Origin of the sequence: Ramlibacter montanisoli (assembly GCF_013087525.1) — a bacterium.
GTDB classification, from domain to species: domain Bacteria; phylum Pseudomonadota; class Gammaproteobacteria; order Burkholderiales; family Burkholderiaceae_C; genus Ramlibacter; species Ramlibacter montanisoli.
This window is the reverse complement of the sequence record NZ_JABFCS010000001.1, coordinates 1,802,350-1,821,801: the sequence shown is the minus strand read 5'-3', so window position 1 is coordinate 1,821,801 and position 19,452 is coordinate 1,802,350. Positions and strand designations below refer to the sequence as shown.

Below are 19,452 nucleotides of genomic sequence, written 5' to 3'. Positions count from 1 at the left end.
ACCATCGGGGCCGCCGCCGCAGCCAGCGAAGCCTTCAACATCGAGCGCCGCCTGATGCCGCCTCCGCCGCTGGTGCCTGGTTGCATGTCGTGGTCTTTCATGGCTCTCTCACTTTCTCTCTGTCTCGCTTCACACATCGAAAGGAAACGTCCTTCACATCTGCCGGCCGGCCCGGCGCAGGGTGGTCGTGACCGGCTCGGCCAGGTACTGCAGGGCCGTCTGCTTGGATCCTTCTATGTAGACCTCCGCAGGCATGCCCGCCTGGAGCTTGAAGTCGCCGCTGGCCGCGAGCGCCACCGAATCGGCGAGGATCATTGCGCTGTAGTACGGCTCGCCCGTCTGGCGCTCGACCAGGCGGTCACCGGAGACATAGGTGACCTTGCCGCTCACCATCATGCTGTTGCGATACTTCAGGGCGGTGAACTTCACCCGTGCCGCCTGTCCCAGCTGCACGTTGGCGATGTCTTCGGGGCGCACGCGCGCCTCCACCATGAGCTGTGTGTTGCTCGGGACGATGTCCGCGATCGGGTCGCCCGGCCGCACGACGGCGCCCGGCGAGGTGAACTTGAGGTCGATCACTTCCCCGGTGGCCGGAGCCACGACGACCTGCCGGGTCGCGGCGTCTTCCGACTTGCGCTGCTCCTGTTCGATTTCGCTCAGCCGCTGCGCGGCGGCCTTCAGCTGGTCGCTGGCCGCCTTGACGTAGTCGTTGCGGGCCGACTGGATCTTCAGGTCGATCTCCGCAAGCCGCTGATCGGCCCGCGCGAGTTCCGTGCGCCGCTCCTCCAGCTTGGCTGCGTAGTCCACCACGACTGCTTCCAGCTGCGAGATCCGGCTGGCGGACACGAAACCCTGGTTCACGAGGCCGCGATTGGCCTCGAGGTCACTGCGCTGCAGCTCCAGCGACTTCTGCGCCTGCTGGATCTGCGCCCGCACGGCCGCCAGCTCCTTCTCCACGTGCTCGCGCTGCGTGCGCATCAGCGCCGTGCCGCTGTCCAGGGAGTGGCGCTGGGCCCGGAACAGCGCGGATTCCTTCGCCATCGCCTGGGCGATGCGCTCGTCATGCCTCCCCACGCGCACCAGGTCGTCGGGGAAGCGCAGTGCGCCGGCCATCGCCTGTTCCGCCTCCAGGCGGGTGAGCGCAGCGCGCTCCACGTGGACGCGATAGTCCAGGCGGTTGCGGTCTGCGTCCACCCGGACGTCGCCCAGGATCAGCACCGGGTCGCCGGCCTTCACGTGCTGGCCGTCGCGCACCAGGACCTCGCGCACGGTGCCGCCTTCCAGGTGCTGCACGGGCCGGCGGTTCAGGTCCACCTTCACCACGGCGGGCGCAACCACCGCCATCGACAGCGGCGCGAGTCCCATCCACAGCCCGATCGGCAGCACCGCCCCGGCGATCACCCACCAGCCCGATCGCACCAGGCGCACGGCGTGCTCCTGGCTGCTGCGGGCGGCCGGGACAGCGAGCGGCGTAAGAATTTCTGTGCTCATGTGATCCTCCTCGCGGTCAGGCCGCCTTGCGCTCCACGATGGCTTGTGACTGCCGCTGCATTTCCTTCATCACCTCGCCCGCCGGGCCGAACTGCTGGATGCGCCCGGCGCCCAGCACCATGATCTTGTCCACGTGCGCGATCAGCGAAGGCCGGTGGGTGACCACGACGCTGGTGACGCCGGCGCTGCGCAACGCGCTCATGGCCTGCGCGAGCGCGACTTCACCGGCGCCATCCAGGTTCGAGTTCGGCTCGTCCAGCACCACGAGCTGGGGATCGCCGTACAGGGCACGGGCCAGCGCGACCCGCTGGCGCTGCCCGGGAGACAGCCGTGCGCCATGCTCACCGACCGGCGTGTCGTATCCCTGCGGCAGCGTGAGAATCATCTCGTGCGCGTTCGCGCGCTGGGCCGCAGCGACCACCGCCGCCGAATCCACCGTGCCGAGGCGGGCGATGTTGTCCGCCACGGTGCCGTCGAACAGTTCAACGTCCTGCGGAACGTAGCCGATGTGCGGCCCGAGTTCCTCGCGCGGCCAGTAGGCCATGTCCGCGCCGTCGAGCCGCACGTGGCCGCTGCTCGGAGCCCAGACGCCCGTCAGCAGGCGTGCCAGCGTCGACTTGCCGGCCGCGCTCGGCCCGACGATCGCCAGTGCCTCGCCCGGGGCGAGGGCGAAGGTGATGTTGGCCAGAACCATCGTTTCGGAGCCCGGAAGCCGGAACGACAGGTTCTCGGAGGTCAGCCTGCCTTCCGGGGCCGGCATCGACACACGCTGCTCGCCCTGGTCGAAATCCTTCGCGAGCTCCGACAGGCGCGCATAGGCGGCACGCGCGTCCGTCAGCACGCGCCAGCTGCCCACGACCTGCTCCACCGGCTGAACGGCCCGGCCCAGCAGGATGCTGGTGGCGATCATGATGCCGGGGAGGCCTGTTGCGTCAGCACCAGGTAGGCACCCAGCGCCAGCATGAGGATCTGGATCGCCTGGCGCACGGTCTTCGTCGCCACCGTGAAGGTCGCGGTGCTGCGGCTGGCACTGGTCTGGAGCGCGGCGACCTTGTTCTGCAGGGTGCGCCACCGGGCCAGCAGGCGGTGCGTCATGCCCAGCGCCTGCAGGACTTCCGCGTTGCGCAGGGAGCTCTCCACGTACTGGGACGCGCGGCGCCCTTCCTTCTGCAGGTGCTCGAGCGCGCCGCGGCTCAGGCGGTCGTTGAGCCATGCGAGGCCGAGCATGAGGAGCGCGGACAAGGCCGCTCCGATGCCCAGATAGGGGTGGAACATCCAGATCACCAGGACGTAGATCACCACCCATGGCGCGTCGAACACCGCGATCAACCCGTTGGCGGAGAACATGGCGCGCAGCGACGCGACGTCACGGATGCCGTCGATGCGGGCCGCGCTCGAGGAGCGCGCGGCGCGGACCACGATGGCGTTCACCACGGGCGGGGACAGGCGTTCGTCCACCAGGTTGCCCACCACGTTCTGCAGCCGCGTGCGAACGTAGTCGAGGAACATGAGGATCAGCAGCGCCACCGCTGTGCCGGCCAGCAGGACCAGGAGCGTATCGCTGCTGTTGGTCGAGATCACACGGTCGAATACTTGCAGCGTGAAGAACGCCGGCACGAGAAACAGGAGGTTGATGACGAACGAGAACGCCGCGATGGCACCCATCATGGGTCGCAGTTCGGAAAGCAAGGGTTTCATGGCACTCCAACGGCTGGTTCGAGGACTTCTGCTGTGACGAGGCTGCTGGCTACTGCAGGGGCGAAGGGGCTGCCCGGGCACCGCCGCTTCCAGCGTCTTCACGCGCCGTCGCAGGTTCTCGATGGCCAGCTGCTGCTCGGCGTAGTTGCGGATCAACTGGCGCGTAAGGTCGAACATGCCGTTCATCGCCATCGACAGTTCGTCCTTCTTCCCGTTGATCATGTTCATGCGGGTCATGAACAGGGAGGCCACTTCGCGCGGGTCGGAGGCCGCGCGGACGGCCGGCTTGTGTTCCGCCGGCTGTGCTGCGCTGTCTCCCGTGCCGTCCCTCTCTGCCGGTCCGGACTGGTTGCTCTGCGTGCTCATGTCGTCTCTCCTCGGGTGAGGGAACCCTGCGCCTCCAGCCTTCGGCATGCCGACGGTGGAGGCGCGGGGGCCAGGTCAGGACAGGATGAAGTCGGATTGGCCGATGGCGTTGGCGCCGGCGCCGTTCACGCCGAGCACGCCGATCGAGTTGGTACCGATCGTCACCAGCGTGTCGAGCGGGCCGACCCCGTCGATGTTGACCACCGCGATGGCCACCGAGGCGGCGAAGTTGGCCGCGGTGATCCCGAGCGCGCTGATGTCCATCAGGTCCTGTCCGCCCGCTGCGACGTTGGCGTCGAAGTCGATGATCCGGTCGATGCCAAAGCCAGCCTGGAAGACGAAGGTGTCGTTGGCAAGCCCGCCGGTGAGCATGTCGTTGTTGGAACCGCCGTTGATCACATCGACACCGTCGCCGCCATTGAGTGCGTCGTTGCCCGCGCCCCCGAGCAGCGTGTCGTTGCCGGCACCGCCGCTCAAGGTGTCGCTTTCGCTGCCGCCATCGAGCAGGTCGTTGCCGTCACCGCCATTGAGCGCGTCGGCACCCGTTCCGCCGTTCAGCGAGTCGTTGCCCGCGTCCCCGTTGAGGGTGTCGTTGCTGGCGTTGCCGAACAGCGTGTCGTTGCCGAGCCCGCCGTTGAGGGTGTCGCTGCCGCTGCCCCCGGTGACCACGTTCGCCCCGGCATTGCCGGTGCCCGTGAAGCTGCCGGCGCCGATGAACGTCAGGTTCTCCACGTTGGCATTGAGCAGCGTGTAGCTGGCGCCCACCGAGCGGACCTCGTCCGTCCCGCCCCCGGCCGCTTCGGTCACGATGTCGGTGGCCTCGTGCACCACGTAGACGTCGTTGCCGCCGGCGCCGTTGAGCGAGTTGACCACGCCTGCCGCGCTCACCAGCGTGTCGTTGCCGCTGCCGCCCAGCACGTTCTCGATCCCCACCAGGCGCGTGAATCCGGACGCCGTTCCCAGGCCCAGGTTCACGGTCACGGCGGCGGTCGTGGTGTAAATCAGCGTGTCGGACCCGCCAAGAAGATCAGCGACGACTTGCTCGACACCGACCATCGTGTTGCCAGCCACGGTGGTGAGCACGCTGCCGTTGTAGGTCACGTTCAGCGTGTTGTTCGCAGCGGTGCCCGTGACGTTGACCCGATCCAGGCCTGATCCGCCGTCCCAGGTATCGACGCCGTCGCCGAGGGCGTAGTTGATCGTGTCGTTGCCGTCGCCACCGGAGACGGTGTCGTTGCCGGTGCCGCCGCTGAGGGTGTCGGCGCCGATGCCGCCGTTCACCGTGTCGTTGCCGGCGGCGCCGGACAGCACGTCGGCGCCATTGCCGCCTGTGACCACGTTGGCCGCGGTGTTGCCCGTGCCGGTGAAGTTCCCCGTGCCGATATACGTCAGGTTCTCCACGTTGGGATTGGCGATCGTGTAGCTGGCGGCGAGTGAGCGAACCTCGTCCGTTCCGCCGCCGGCGGCTTCGGTGACCACGTCTGCGGTGTCATCGACCACGAACACGTCGTTGCCCGCTCCGCCGTTCAGGCTGTTGGTGACGCCTGCGGAGCCCATGATCGTGTCGTTGCCGCTGCCACCCATCGCGTTCTCGATGCCGGCGATGGAGGCGAAGCCGGAGGCCGTGCCCGCGCCCAGGTTCACCGTCACGGCTTCCGTCGTGCCGGCATAACTCAGGGTATCGGTTCCGCCCTGCAGGTTGGCCGCCACGGACTCCACGTTGACCACCGTGCCGCCCGCCACCAGGGTCAGCGCGCCAGCCACGTAGACAACGTTCAGGGAACTGGCCGTGTTGCCGTCGGTGATGTTCAGCACGTCCAGGCCGAGCCCGCCGTCCACGGCATCGATGCCGTCTCCGATCGCGTAGTGGATGAGGTCGTTGTCGGCTCCGCCATTGACGACGTCGTTGCCCGTGCCGCCGGAAAGGAGGTCGGCGCCGTCAAGCCCGTTCAGGATGTCCGCACCTCCGCCGCCGCTGATGTTGTCCTGCCCCGCCGTGCCGTTGAGCGTATCGGGGGCACCGTTCGGAGCGATCAGGTCGCCGGTCACGATCGTGGCCGGCGAAGTGAATGAATTCAGGTTCCCGGCGTTGTCGATGTAGTTCACCACGACCCGCAACTGGCGATTGACCTGCGCCTGTTCCGGCGTGAAGCTCGCGTCGGTCGCTCCGGCGATGTTGCTGAACGCACCGCCGCCGCCCAGCTGGCTCTGTTGCCATTGGTAGTTGAAGACCACGGCGTCCAGGCCGTTGGCGTCGGTGATCTGGTTGTCCACCGTGAGGGGCTGGCCCTCGGTCGGCGTCGAGTCGGAGATCGTGAGCGTGCCGCCCGGCGTACCGTCGACCACCGCCGCGGTCGGCGCAGAGAACACGGTTTCCAGCACGCCCAGGGCGTCCTGGTACACCGCCCGCACCCTCAGCGCAAGCCCGCCTTCATCCGTGCGCGGCGTGTAGCTGGAGCCGATCGCGAACTGGTCGCCGAGACCGGTGGGGATGATGATGTCGCTGAAGATTCCGGAAGCGGGGACCAGTTCGACCTGCCAGAAGTAGGAGACAGGGCCGGTGATCGTGCCCGTCGGGTTGGTCGGGCTGATGTTGTCGTCGTCCGTGACGCCTGCCGTCGACACGGTGAGCGCTTGACCCACTTCCGGCGTGTCGTCATTGATCGTCAGCAGGCCAACCGGCGCATTCTCGAAGAAGGGATCGAGGATGATCGACTGGTCGGAGAACTGCAGGCGCTCGATGTTGGTGAGGGGTCACGCCATCGATGCCGATGCCCACCACCAGGCCGTCGCCATCCAGCAGGTTGTGCGTCACGGTGGTGACCCCGGTCAGGTCATCCGTGATGAACTCGTACTCTGCGAGGGTGCCGCGGAACACCGCCGTGTCGAAGCCGGGTGCCTCGGGGTTGCCGGACAGCAGTTCCCGGACGACCACCAGCTGACCCGGATTGACCGTGCCGGCGAAGATCTCGTCCACGAGTTCGCTCATCGTGTCGACGCTGAACAGCTCGTCGCCGGTGCCGTCGCTGTTGGAGCGCACGCTGATGCGGACGTTGAGCGAGCGGTCGCCGTCGATCAGGTCGTCGCCACCACGGCCTTCGAGCAGGTCGTGCCCGTCGCCGCCCAGGATGATGTTGCCCGAGCTGAACGAGGTGACGCCGGCCCCGACGAATTCCTGCAGGCCGTCGATCAGCCAGAAGTTGGTCAGCACGCTGCCGGTGAAGCCGGACGTCGGGATCGTGGTCGCGTCCATGTCGTCGCCGATCAGCACGTCGGAGAACGCGGAGCCCGACAGGCCTTCGACGGATTCGAACCGGGCCAGGACGGAGGCGACCGACAGCGGCTGGGGCGCCTCGTTGAAGGCGCTCAGGTTCAGGTCGGCCGTCGTGCCGTTGGTGGGGTGCTTGAACAGCGCCCAGTCGAAGCCGGAACCGCCAAGGTAGCGGTCGATCTGGCCGCCGTTGCCTTGCATGATGTCGTCGCCGCCTTCGCCGCCCATGCGATCGGAGACGCTGTCGCCGATGAAGACGTCGTGACCAACGATCGCATCGAGGCCGCGCGTGTCGAAGTTCTCGCCCGCGCTGCCGTCGGCCATGCCGTGTTCGATCCAGTCGTTGCCCTCGTTGCCGAACAGCATCTCGGCCGAGCGGGTCCCCATGATGAAGTCATTGCCCCCGCCGCCGAAGGCTTCGGCGCCGTCCGGGCCGAGCACGATGAAGTCGTTGCCGAAGCCGCCGAGGATCAGGTTCAGGCCCTGGCCGCCGTGGATCGCATCGTTGCCGTCGCCGCCTTGCAGGTTATCGTCCCCGCCGACGTCGGTCATGATGTCGTCGCCGTCGCCGCCCAGGATCATGTCGTTGCCGAAGCCTCCTTCGAGCCTGTCGTTGCCCTCGTCGCCATAGAGGGTGTCATCCCCCTCGCTCGCGATGAGGACGTCGTTCAGGGACGTGCCGCCCAGCACGACGTGCTGGTCGCCGGTGTACTGGAGGAAGTTCGTGTCGAGGTCCGGCGTCTGCGGGTCGTCGCGGATGACGTCGCCGAGCGGGTCGCCCCGGCCATCGGCACCCAGGCCCGTGAACTGGTGCGCCTGATTGACTTCCAGCGTGAAGCCGGGGGTCGAGAAGACGTCTCCGGCCAGGTGCTTGGCGTCGGTGTTCGCCATGATCACCTTGGCAAAGCTGTTGTTCTCCAGCTCGTTGAAGAAGTTGAGCCCCGCGGTCCGCTCCAGGTAATAGAAGCGGTCGCCGTTCTGGAGCTTCTCCATCTGGTTTTCGAACACGAAGTTGAAGGTGGACCCCAGCAGGCCGCCGAACGGCATCTGCTTTTCGGCCAGACCGCCGATCCAGAGGTCGATCGCGTCCACTCCAGTGCTGGCGGCAGGGCCGTTCAGGAAGTCGAGCCGGTCGGCCGGCACGGCCACGGTCGGTTCATCGCCGCTGTCGGCCAGGCCGTCCATGCCATTGGCGCCATAGACCAGGGCGTAGGCGGCGGCGCGCCGGCCGGCGTTCGTGGTCGCCTCGGTGATCGAGTCGTGCGTGCCGTAGGCCGCGATGAAGTTGACCAGGGAGGCTTCGTGCTTCAGGTTGCCGGCCAGGTCGGCCCAGCTTGCATAGGGCTTGAGCTGGGTGTCACCGGTCATGTCGAAGAACTGGGCGCGCGCCTGGTTCAGCGTCGGCACCCCCGTGTCCCTGCCGCGTGCGATGTTGATGGCGGGCAGGTCGAGCGGCAGACCCAGCAGGTTGTTGCGCAGGGCCTCGGTCACGAACTCGTCGATCTCGTTGCCGCCTTGCCGTGTCGTGCCGCGCACGATCGCCCCGGCCGCCGCCGCGTCGTTCGCTCCGCTCGCGGTGTATTCGAGCGGGTTCAGGAAGGCCGCGATCAGGCCCAGCTGCTCGCCGCCGATCACGTTGAACTCCGGGTCGTACCGGTCCACCGTTTCGGTGAGCATGGAGTGCCCGAACCGGTAGACGACGTGGGCGAACTCGGCGACGATCGACGCGTCGATCGTCGAGTCGTAGCCCTGGCCCTCCAGCAGGAACACGTCCACCTGCGGCTGCACCTTGCGCGCGAACTCCTCGAACACCAGGTGCTGGTACTGCATCTCGGTGCCGAAGCGGGCCGCCTGGAACAGCCGTTCCCCGTTCCACGATCCGTCCGGGTATTGCCACTGGGCAATGAATGCCGGGTCGTTCGAGGCGAGGATGACCGACTTGACGTGGTCCACCAGCCGGTTGTGTTCGGCGTGGAAGATGAAGTGGACGGCGGTCAGGCCGATGTTCTCGTTGCCACGGCCGTCGCCGGTGATGAAGTGGGCGTCCAGCAGTTCGTTGTCGTAGGTGGTCGCCACGCCGAACGCATTGAGCGGGATCGCATTGCCGGTGTCCGTGTCGGCATCCGCGGTGCCTTGCACCGGGGCCGTGGCCGGGTTGCGGTCGTGGTCGACCATGCCCAGGGGCGCGGCGGTGTGCGCGATGTCCGCAAGGAAGGGGTGGCCGGTGCGTGCTGCGAAGACTTCGACTGGCACCCCGTTCACCACCTGGTCGGGCAGGTTGTTCAGGTCGAGTCCGGTGGCCGTGCCCTCGACCAGTCCCACGTTGGTGACGACCTGGGCAAAACCGTTGACGCCGGGAATGAACTTCCCGTAGGCGTCAGTGGCCAGCAGGGGCACGTTGAGGACGTCGGTGTCCGACAGGCGAAGACCCAGGAACTCGAGCGCGTGCGCCTTGACTTCGGCCCAGTTGGCGATGCCGCCATTGACGCCGTCGAGCAGCCGGCCCGTGGCCACGGGCCTGCCGCCAGCGCCCATTTCGTACTCACGCAGGAACACCTGGTGGGACGCGTGCGACGTGTAGGTCTGGTTCTGGTCGACGAAGGGGGTCGTCTGGTTGTTGTGGAAATGGACGTCGTCCGCCGTGTTGAGGATGTTGTCGGCGCCCGCCTGGGTGGCGATGCTGAGGGCATCGGTCGCGTTGGTGGCACGGGTCACGACCATGAACCGCTGGTTCACGGAGAGGTCGTCGCCATTGCCGAAGATGCCATCGGCCCCCGCGATCAGCGGGTCGTCCGCCTCCAGCGGGATGAAGACCGTGCCGTTCCCGCCCTTGTCCACGAGGTCCAGGCCGTGGTCGAAGAACTGGCCGAACAGTGTGAACCAGGAGTTGAACTGCGCCGACAGTCCTTCGTCCGGGGCCGTGTTGGGGATGAAGAAGACCGGCCGGTCGTCCGCGGTGCCGAACACCCCGTCCATGCCCGGGCTCATCACCGCTTCGGCGCCACCGTTGGCAGCGACGGCGGCGGGGTTGTTGGCGGTCTGGTCGGAGATCAGGTTAGAGATGATGCGCGGGTCGGCATCGGCGACATTCGTGGTCGTCGCGTAGTTGGTGTTGTTCACCAGTCCGCCGGGCGCCGGGCCGTTCGCGTCGAAGGTGTCGCCGTCCGCGTCGTTGAGGAACACCTGGTCCAGCAGGAACGGGAAGCTCCCGTCCGCCGCTCCGAACTGCTCCTGGCCGGGCACCAGGTTGTTGAAGGATCCGTCCACGGTCCGCAGCCCGAAGGGCAGGCGCGTGTTGGGCAGCAGGGAACGCAGGTCCTGGGACTCCGTGCCGTAGGCGCCCGAATGGGCCTCCCCGATCCTGATCTGCTGGAGCATGAAGTCGAGGTCCGCCCGGATGAAGCGGACGCCGGCGCTGTCCACCGGAGTCTCCACGGGCAGGGGCCCGCCGGTCGCAGGCGGGGCCACCACGCCATCGACAGGGGCGGTGGCCGCCGAATAGACGTTCTCCAGGACGCCATGGCCGTCCTTGTAGACGGCGCGCGCGCGCAGGGCCAGGCCGTCGAACTGCTGCGTGACGCGGAAGTTGGGGCCGACCGCCGTGTCTTCGATGGCCCCGCCGACGCCGACGATGTCCTGGAAGATGCCGGTACCGGGCAGGACTTCGGCCTGCCAGACGAAACTGATCGGGCCGGTGATCCCGGCCGGGCTGTCGCCGTCGCTGATGCCGGCTGCGGATGCGGTCAGCACCTGGTTGACGGCCGGCGTTCCGTTGTTCAGGGTCAGCAAGCCCACGGGCTCCGCATTGAGGCCGGGCGTGAGAACGACAGCCCCGTCGTTGAACTGCAGCCGCTCGATGTTGCGCAGCGTGTCGGTGCCGTCGTCCCAGGCCGGCGTCAGCGGCGTGACGTGGGCCACAGTCACGGTGCCGTCGGCAGCCGTGGTGACGGTGTAGTCGGCGCGGTTGCCGGTGAAGACGGCGGTGTCGAATCCTGGCGCCGCTGTCAGGATCTCGCGCACGATCTGGAGCTGGCCGGGGTTGTAGGTGCCGGCCAGCATGTCGGGCACCAGCTCGGTCAGGCTGTTCACGCTGCGGATCTCGGGCCCCGTGCCGTCGACGTTCTGTCGCACGCTGATGCGCACGTTGAGCCAGCGGTCGCCGTCGATGATGTCGCTGCCGCCGCGGCCCTCGATGATGTCGTTGCCGCCACCGCCCAGGATGATGTTGCCGGAATTGAACGTGGCCACCCCGGCACCCAGCAGCGGCTGCACGTTGCTGTAGAGGGCGACGTTGGTCAGCGTGCTGTCCTGCGCATCCCCGGTGGCGATGCTCAATGCGTCCTCGTTGTCGCCGCGCAGGATGTCGCTGAACGCGGAGCCGGACAGCCCCTCGACCTGTGCGAATGCGTCCAGGATGCCCTGGTTCGATGGCGTCACGGGAGGTTCGATGCGGTCGCTGACCAGCAGGTCGGCCGACACGCCCAGCGGGTCGGCTGCGTAGCTGGCCCAGTCGAATCCGCCGCCGCCGCCGAAGTGGTCCGAACCGTCGGAGAACACCATGATGTCGTCGCCGCCTTCGCCGTCGGCCTCGTCGAATCCTCCGCCGGTGATGAAGACGTCGTGGCCGAGGATGGTGCCCGCCTCCAGCGGGTCGAAGTTGTCGCCGCCGGCGCCGTCCGAGGTTCCGATCTCGATCCAGTCGTCGCCCTCGTTGCCGAAGGTGGGCAGGTTCATCTGGGCGCCCAGGATGAAGTCGTTGCCCTGGCCGGCGAAAGTCTCGGACACGTCCTCGCCGGTGATGATGAAGTCGCTGCCGTCGCCGCCGAGGATCAGGTTGAAGCCCGGCCCGCCGTGGATGACGTCGTTGCCCGCGTTGCCCTTGAGCACGTCGTCGCCACCGGTGTCGGTGATGATGTCGTCGCTGTCACCGCCCTCGATGTTGTCGTTGCCGGCGCCGCCTTCCAGCCTGTCGTTTCCGCCATCCCCCAGAGCGTGTCGTCGCCGATGCTGGCGATGAGCGTGTCGTTGCCCGCGGTGCCGCCGAGGACGACGTGGTCGCCGCCGGTGTAGCGGAGGTAGTTCGTGTCGAGCTCCGGCGTCGCGGGATCGTCCCGGATCACCAGGGGCAGCAGGGCCGTTCCGCCCTCGGTCGGATCGTCATTGCCGTCGCCGATGCCGGTGTACTGCCGCGTCGTGTCGACCTCAAGGATCCAGCCGGGCGTGGAGAAGATGTCCGCCGGCAGGTGGGTGACGTCGGTGTGGCGCATCACCAGCTTGGCGAACGAGTTGTTCTCCATCTCGGTCAGGAAGTTCAGGCCCGCCAGCCGCGACAGGTAATAGAACCGGTCGCCGTTCTGCAGCGATTCGAGCTGGGTTTCGAAGACGAAGCCGAAGGTGGAGCCCAGCATGCCGCCGAAGGGCATCGTCTGTTCCGCCAGCCCGCCGATCCAGAGATCAATGTCGTCGACCCCGGTGACCGTCACGCCGGTGGCCGTGTTGGCGAAGCGGCCCGTGCTGTTCAGGAAGTCAAGGCGGTCCACTCCCACGGCGTCGGCATCGAAGGTGTGCTGGACGCCGCTGCTGTCGGTGTAGACGGCCGTGCCGCCGAACACGAGGGCCACGGCGATGGCGCGCTTCTCGGCGACCGCGTTGACGTCTGCGTTGAGCAGCGCCTCGTGCGTGCCGTAGGCGGCGATGAAGTTGATGGCCGACGCCTGGTGCTTGAGATGCTGGGTGAGGTCCACCCAGCTCGTGTACGCCCTCAGCTGGCTGTCGCCCGTCATCTGGAAGAACTCGCGACGGGCCTCGTTCAGGGTCGGCACGCCGGCGTCGCGGCCGCGGGCGATGTTGATGGCCGCGAGGTCGAGCGGCAGGCCCAGCAGGCTGTTGCGCACGGCGTCGGTCACGAACTCGTCGATCGCGTTGCCGACCTGGCGGGTCATCCCGCGCACGATGGCGCCGGCTGCTTGATCGGGCGTGAGCGCCCCGTCGTTGTTGAACCCGACGGGGTTCAGGAACGCCTGCAGCAGCGTCATGTCGTTCGGCACGAAGTTCGGGTCCAGGCGATCCACCGTCTCCGTGAGCATCGAGTGGCCGAGGCGATACACGGCATGGGCGAACTCGCCGACGATGGCCGGGTTGATGGTCGCGTCGTACCCGGTGGGCGCCAGGAAGGCGTCGATCGTCGGTTGCAGCTTGCGCGCGAATTCCTCGAACACCAGATGCTGGTACTGCATCTCGGTGGCGAAGCGCGCCGCCTGGAACAGGCGTTCCCCGTTCCACGATCCGTCGGGCAGCTGCCAGGACTCGATGAAGGCGGCGTCTCCGCTGGCCAGGATCGTCGCCTTGATGTCGTCGACCTGCTGGTTGTGCTCCGAGTGGAACACGTGGTGCACGGCGGTCAGGGCGACGTTTTCATTGCCGCGACCGTCTCCCGTGATGAAGTGGCGGTCCAGCAGTTCGTTGTCGTAGGTCCCGGCGGGCGGCGGCCCCACGTTGATGTCCGTATCCTCGTCCGCCACCAGCCCGGGCCTCGGTGCGGCGGCGTGCGCGATGTCGTCCATGAACGCATGTCCGGTACGCACGGCCAGGGAGGCGTCCACGGGTGCGCCGGGCGTGCCGGATTGCAGCGGCGGTGTCCCGGACAGCGTGACGAGCTGCGGGAATCCCGTGACGGGATCGGGAATGAACTTGCCGTACTGGTCGGTTGCGAGCAGCGGCACGTTGAGCACGTCCGAGTCGTCGAGTGCGATGCCGAGTTTCTCCAGCGCTTGCTGCTTCACATCGGCCCAGGTCGCGAGGCCTCCGTCCGCGCCCTCGAGCAGCTTGCCGGTGGCGACCGGTCTGCCACCTGCGTCGAATGCGTACTCGCGCAGGAACACCTGGTGCGAGGCGTGCGAGGTGTAGGTCTGGTTCTGGTCGACGAAGGGGGTCGTCTGGTTCGTTCCGTCGCCGTTCTCGTCACGGATGATCCGCGAGACGATCATGAAATTGGCGGGCGGAGGATTGCCCGGCACGGGCTCCTGGTACAGCGGATCGTCCGGCTGCAGAGGGATGAAGACGATTTCGAGAGCTGCTCTTGTTGACCAGGTCCAGGCCGTGATCGAAGAACTGGCCGAAGAAGGTGAACCACGAGTTGAACGGCGCTGACAGCCCTACGTCCGGGGCCGCGTTCGGGATGCTCAGGGAGCCGTTTTCGCTGGACAGTTCGCCCAGCACCGTGTTGAAGGCGGTGGTCGCAGCGGCTGCTTCGAGATCCGCCTGATCACTGGCGCTGACGGCAGCGTCTTCGGCGACCTGGGCATCACCCGCAGCCGCACCTGCCGTCGCCACCTGGCCCTGGGCATCGGAAAGGGCAAGCAGGGCGGCTTCTTCCGCGGCCTGGGCATCGACGGCGGCGGCTTGCGCGACCGGAACGGCCGCCTGGGCGCCGGCCAGTGCAAGCAGGGCGGCTTCTTCCGCGGCCTGGGCGTTGCTGGCAGCCGTCTGCGCCGAGAGGGCGTCGGCCTGCGCGTTGGCCAGGGCGAGCAGGGCTGCGGCCTCCGCGGACTGCGCGGCATCGGCGGCGGCTTGCGCTGCCAGGACATCGGCCTGCGCGTCGGCAAGAGCGAGCAGGGCTGCGGCCTCGTCGGCCTGGGCGGCATCAGCGGCGGTTTGGGCCAGGGGAATGGCGGCCGCGGCGTCGGCCAGGCCGAGCAGGGCTGCGGTCTCGGCAGCCTGGGCGGCATCGGCGGCGGCTTGCGCAGCCAGGACATCGGCCTCGGCGCCGGCCAGGGCGAGCAGGGCTGCGGTCTCGGCAGCCTGGGCGGCGTCGGCGACGGCTTGCGCAGCCAGGACATCGGCCTCGGCGCCGGCCAGGGCGAGCAGGGCTGCGGTCTCGGCAGCCTGCGCGGCATCGGCGGCGGCCTGGGCCACCGGAATGGCGGCCTCGGCATCGGCAACAGCGAGCAGGGCTGCGGTCTCGGCAGCCTGGGCGGCATCGGCGGCAGCCTGGGCCACCGGAATGGCGGCCTCGGCATCGGCCAGGGCGAGCAGGGCTGCGGTCTCGGCAGCCTGGGCGGCGTCGGCGACGGCTTGTGCAGCCAGGACATCGGCCTCGGCGCCGGCCAGGGCGAGCAGGGCTGCGGTCTCGGCAGCCTGGGCGGCATCGGCGGCGGCTTGCGCAGCCAGGACATCGGCTTCGGCGTCGGCGACAGCGAGCAGGGTCGCAGTCTCGGCGGCCTGCGCGGCATCGGCGGCGGCTTGGGCCACGGGAACGGCGGCCTCGGCATCTGCCAGGGCGAGCAGGGCCGCGGTTTCTGCAGCCTGGGCGGCATCGGCGGCGGCTTGGGCGGCCAGGACATCGGCCTGCGCGTCGGCCAGGGCGAGCAGGGCTGCGGTCTCGGCAGCCTGCGCGGCATCGGCGGCGGCTTGCGCAGCCAGGACATCGGCTTCGGCGTCGGCCAGCGCGAGCAGGGCGGCGGTCTCGGCAGCCTGGGCGGCATCGGCGGCGGCTTGCGCAGCCAGGACATCGGCTTCGGCGCCGGCCAGGGCGAGCAGGGCTGCGGTCTCGGCAGCCTGGGCGGCATCGGCGGCGGCCTGGGCCACCGGAATGGCGGCCTCGGCATCGGCCAGGGCGAGCAGGGCTGCGGTCTCGGCAGCCTGGGCGACGTCGGCGACGGCTTGTGCAGCCAGGACATCGGCCTCGGCGCCGGCAAGGGTGAGCAGGGCGGCGGTCTCGGCAGCCTGGGCGGCATCGGCGGCGGTTTGCGCGGCCAGGACATCGGCCTCGGCGCCGGCCAGGGCGAGCAGGGCGGCGGTCTCGGCAGCCTGGGCGACGTCGGCGACGGCTTGTGCAGCCAGGACATCGGCCTCGGCGTCGGCCAGGGCGAGGAGGGCTGCGGTTTCGGCAGCCTGGGCGGCATCGGCGGCGGATTGCGCAGCCAGGACATCGGCCTGCGCGTCGGCCAGGGCGAGCAGGGCTGCGGTCTCGGCAGCCTGCGCGGCATCGGCGGCGGCTTGCGCAGCCAGGACATCGGCCTCGGCGTCGGCCAGGGCGAGCAGGGCTGCGGTCTCGGCAGCCTGGGCGGCATCGGCGGCGGCTTGCGCAGCCAGGACATCAGCCTCGGCGTCGGCGACAGCGAGCAGGGCCGCAGTCTCGGCAGCCTGGGCGGCATCGGCGGCGGCTTGAGCGCTGGTGACGGCCGCGTCGGCCAGGTCGCTCCCGGCAGTGGCCGAAAGTTCGGCGTCCTGGGCGGCGATCGCCGCCAGAGAGGCGGATTGGTCGGCTGCGCGGATGGCGTCGCCCGTGGCCGCATTGCTTGCCGTGGGATCGGCCTGCAGTGCCGTGAAGGCGGCGAGCGCATCAGCCGCCGCTGTCTCCGCTGCCGCCGTACTGGCGGTGGCGGCCGCGAGGGTTGTTGCATTGCCCGTGAGCGCGGCAGCAGCTTCCGCAGCTTCGGCCGCCAGAAGGGCGGCATTTGCCGAGTCCAGGGCGCTCTGCGCGGCGGTCAGCAAGTCGCCGGCAGCCCCGTCCAGGATGGCGACAAGCGCTGCCGCGTCGGCTGCGGCGCCGTCTGCGGCGCCGCTCGCCGCGATGGCCGCGGTTTCCGCAGCTTGGGCAGCGGCTGCTTCGCCCTGCGCAGCGGCCAGGGCCGCGTCGGCGGCATCGCTGGCGGCGGTTGCATCGGTGGCATTGGTCTGCGCGATCACCAGCGCTGCCTGCGCAGCGGCCAGGTCCGTGTCGGCGGCGTCGCTGGCAGCGGTGGCGGCCGTGGCGGCGTCCTGCGCGGCCAGTAGCGCCGCCTGCGCGGCGGCCAGGGTGGCGTCGGCGGCATCGCTGGCAGCGGTGGCAGCGGTGGCATCGGTCTGCGCCGCCAGCAGCGCGGCCTGCGCGGCAGTCAGGGCGGCATCGGCGGCATCGCTGGCGGCGGTGGCGGCAATGGCATCGGTCTGCGCGGCCAGCAGCGCGGCCTGCGCGTCGGCCAGGGCGGCATCGGCGGCGTTGCTGGCGGCGACGGCAGCGGTGGCATTGGTCTGCGCAGTCAGCAGCGCGGCCTGCGCGGCAGCCAGGGCGGCATCGGCGGCATTGCTGGCGACGGTGGCGGCAGCGGCAGCGTCCTGGGCGATCACCAGCGCTGCCTGCGCCGCAGCCAGGTCCGCGTCGGCGGCGTCGCTGGCGGCGGTGGCGGCCGTGGCGGCGTCCTGCGCGGCCGGCAGCGCGGCCTGCGCGGCGGCCAGGTCCGCGTCGGCGGCGTCGCTGGCAGCGGTGGCAGCCGTGGCGGCGTCCTGCGCGATCAGCAACGCTGCCAGCGCGTCGGCCAGGCTGGCATCGGCGGCGTCGCTGGCGGCGGTTGCCGCCGTGGCGGCGTCCTGCGCGATCAACAGCGCTGCCTGCGCAGCGGCCAGGTCCCCGTCGGCGGCATCACTGGCAGCGGTGGCGGCCGTGGCGGCGTCCTGTGCGGCCGGCAGCGCGGCCTGCGCTGCAGCCAGATTCGCATCGGCGGCGTCGCTGGCGGCGGTCGCGGCAGCCGCGGCGTCCTGCGCGGCCAGCAGCGCAGCTTGCGCAGCGGCCAGGGCGGCATCCGCCGCATCGCTGGCGGCAGTGGCGGCCGCGGCGTTGTCCTGAGCGACCAGCAGCGCTGACTGCGCGGCGGCCAAGTCGGCATCGGCCGCATCGCTGGCCGCGGTGGCGCCGGCAGCAGCGTCCTGCGCGATCAGCAGCGCAGCTTGGGCAGAGGCCAAAGCCGCGTCGGCGGCGTCGCTGGCGGCGGTGGCGGCCGTGGCGGCGTCCTGCGCGGCCAGCAGCGCGGCCTGCGCTGCAGCCAGATTCGCATCGGCGGCGTCGCTGGCGGCGGTGGCGGCCGTGGCGGCGTCTTGCGCGGCCAGCAGCGCAGCTTGCGCAGAGGCCAGGTCCGCATCGGCGGCGTCGCTGGCGGCGGTGGCGGCCGTGGCGGCGTCTTGCGCGGCCAGCAGCGCAGCTTGCGCAGAGGCCAGGTCCGCATCGGCGGCATCGCTGGCAGCGGTGGCGGCCGTGGCGGCGTCCTGCGCGGCCAGCAGCGCGGCTTGGGCGGCGGCCAGGTCCGCGTCGGCGGCGTCGCTGGCGGAGGTGGCGGCGGCGGCGGCGTCCTGCGCGGCCAGCAGCGCGGCTTGAGCGGCGGCCAGGTCTGCATCGGCGGCGTCGCTGGCGGCGGTGGCGGCCGTGGCGGCGTCCTGCACGGCCAGCAGCGCGGCTTGGGCGGCGGCCAGGTCCGCGTCGGCGGCGTCGCTGGCGGCAGTGGCGGCCGTGGCGGCGTCCTGCGCGGCCAGCAGCGCGGCTTGGGCGGCGGCCAGGTCGGCGTCGGCGGCGTCGCTGGCGGAGGTGGCGGCGGCGGCGGCGTCCTGCGCGGCGAGCAGTGCGGCCTGCGCGGCAGCAAGGTCCGCGTCGGCGGTGTTGCTGGCAGCGGCGGCCGCCGTGGCATTGTCCTGAGCGAGCACCAGCGCGGCCTGTGCCTGCGCGAGTGCCGCATCGGCGGCATCGCTGGCTGCGGTCGCAGCTTCCTCGGCCGCCTGAGCTGCCGCGGCAGCTTCCGCCGTCGCGTTCCTCAACGCGAGGGCCTCGGCGAGCGCGGCGCCGAGCTCACCGTTGGCCAGGATCGCCGCCTCCAAGGCTGCCGGATTGTTGGCTGTCTGGTCGACGATGAGGTTGCTGATGATGCGGGGCTGCGGGTCGATCGCGCTCCCGTTGGCATACGCGGACGTCGAGTCGACCATGCTGGGGAAGGGCTGGTCCGCTGACCCGAACTGGACTTGCCCCGTCACCAGGTTGTTGTACGAGCCGTCCACCGTCCGCAGCCCCATGGGCGCGAAGGCGTTGGGCACCAGCGTGGTCAGGTCCGCGCCGGCCGCATGCGCCTCGGCTATCAGGATCTGCTGAAGGATGAATTCCAGATCTGACCGAATCAAGGTAGCCATAATTCAAATCTCCTAGGGGACAAGCGGTCCCGGCTTGACGCGCTCCCGATGGGCAAGCTGCGCCAACGCCGACCGCACGGGCAGGCACTCGGCCGGGCCGATCAGCCCAGCTATGAAAAATCAGGGGGAGAGCTAGGACCTGCGCCAGCGACTTCGAAGCCCCGGATGGCCTCGGCGGGAGCGGGTGGACGCCCTGGGCAGGAAGCTGCCCGGCGGCTGCGGGAAGAAGAGCGTGGGACGGCCTGAAGAAGCCGTTGCCGGGCAATGTCGGGCCATGGCGTGGGCCGTGAGCGCGGCGCCCGATCGTGCGCGCAAGCGCGCGAATCGGCTGCAGCGCCGGAGTGGGACCAAGGCTTCGCGACCGGAATAGGTCTGCATGTCCACCTCCTCGGGGATGGCTGTTGGCCATGCCCTTTCGAAATCCATAAAGGTTTCGAACCCTCCCTCCGGACTGAACAACAGCCGGCATCCGACACTTGCGTCCGATGTGTATCCATCGGTGAGGGGCTAGTTATACGGCTGATCTCAAAACGTATCCACCGATTGAATCATCTGGTTTCGAGGGTTACTGAAAATGCAGAATGAAATAAATATGTTGCAACTTTAGTGGAATAAACATTAAAAGCATCGAAAAGAAACGTGCTCATCAATTGACATGAAGGTGCTATAGGCTGTACAGCACCCCTTTTGGTGGC

7 protein-coding genes are annotated in these 19,452 nt (G+C 69.3%); all 7 read right to left on the bottom strand.

Annotated elements, in window-relative coordinates:
- Nucleotides 1–153: 153 nt before the first annotated feature.
- Nucleotides 154–1,491 (bottom strand): HlyD family type I secretion periplasmic adaptor subunit, encoded by a 1,338-nt coding sequence (locus HK415_RS09025; protein WP_171558315.1) that lies wholly within the window; start codon nt 1,489–1,491, stop codon nt 154–156.
- Between the two features lie 16 nt (nt 1,492–1,507).
- A complete protein-coding gene (locus tag HK415_RS09020) occupies nt 1,508–2,401 on the bottom strand; it encodes a type I secretion system permease/ATPase (RefSeq protein WP_171558313.1) in 894 nt (297 codons plus the stop codon).
- Complete coding sequence (locus tag HK415_RS09015; RefSeq protein ID WP_171558311.1) at nt 2,398–3,555, bottom strand: ABC transporter transmembrane domain-containing protein; 1,158 nt, start codon at nt 3,553–3,555, stop codon at nt 2,398–2,400. Before HK415_RS09015 ends, HK415_RS09020 begins: the two co-directional genes overlap by 4 nt.
- Nucleotides 3,556–3,630: 75 nt before the next feature.
- The gene (locus tag HK415_RS09010; protein WP_171556296.1) at nt 3,631–6,198 is read right to left on the bottom strand and encodes a M10 family metallopeptidase C-terminal domain-containing protein; all 2,568 of its coding nucleotides are present in this window, start codon (nt 6,196–6,198) and stop codon (nt 3,631–3,633) included.
- Between the two features lie 13 nt (nt 6,199–6,211).
- A complete protein-coding gene (locus HK415_RS09005; protein WP_373684639.1) occupies nt 6,212–11,764 on the bottom strand; it encodes a peroxidase family protein in 5,553 nt (1,850 codons plus the stop codon).
- A complete protein-coding gene (locus HK415_RS09000; RefSeq protein ID WP_171556294.1) occupies nt 11,656–13,842 on the bottom strand; it encodes a peroxidase family protein in 2,187 nt (728 codons plus the stop codon). The genes HK415_RS09005 and HK415_RS09000 overlap by 109 nt, the downstream gene beginning before the upstream one ends.
- A complete protein-coding gene (locus HK415_RS25890) occupies nt 13,787–18,757 on the bottom strand; it encodes a hypothetical protein (protein WP_171556293.1) in 4,971 nt (1,656 codons plus the stop codon). The genes HK415_RS09000 and HK415_RS25890 overlap by 56 nt, the downstream gene beginning before the upstream one ends.
- Nucleotides 18,758–19,452 lie beyond the last annotated feature (695 nt).

What these genes read in the sequence shown, in the direction of transcription:
- HK415_RS25890 (WP_171556293.1), bottom strand. Translation starts at nt 18,757, where the DNA reads ATGGCTACCTTGATTCGGTCAGATCTGGAATTCATCCTTCAGCAGATC.
- HK415_RS09025 (WP_171558315.1), bottom strand. Translation starts at nt 1,491, where the DNA reads ATGAGCACAGAAATTCTTACGCCGCTCGCTGTCCCGGCCGCCCGCAGC.
- HK415_RS09015 (WP_171558311.1), bottom strand. Translation starts at nt 3,555, where the DNA reads ATGAGCACGCAGAGCAACCAGTCCGGACCGGCAGAGAGGGACGGCACG.
- HK415_RS09020 (WP_171558313.1), bottom strand. Translation starts at nt 2,401, where the DNA reads ATGATCGCCACCAGCATCCTGCTGGGCCGGGCCGTTCAGCCGGTGGAG.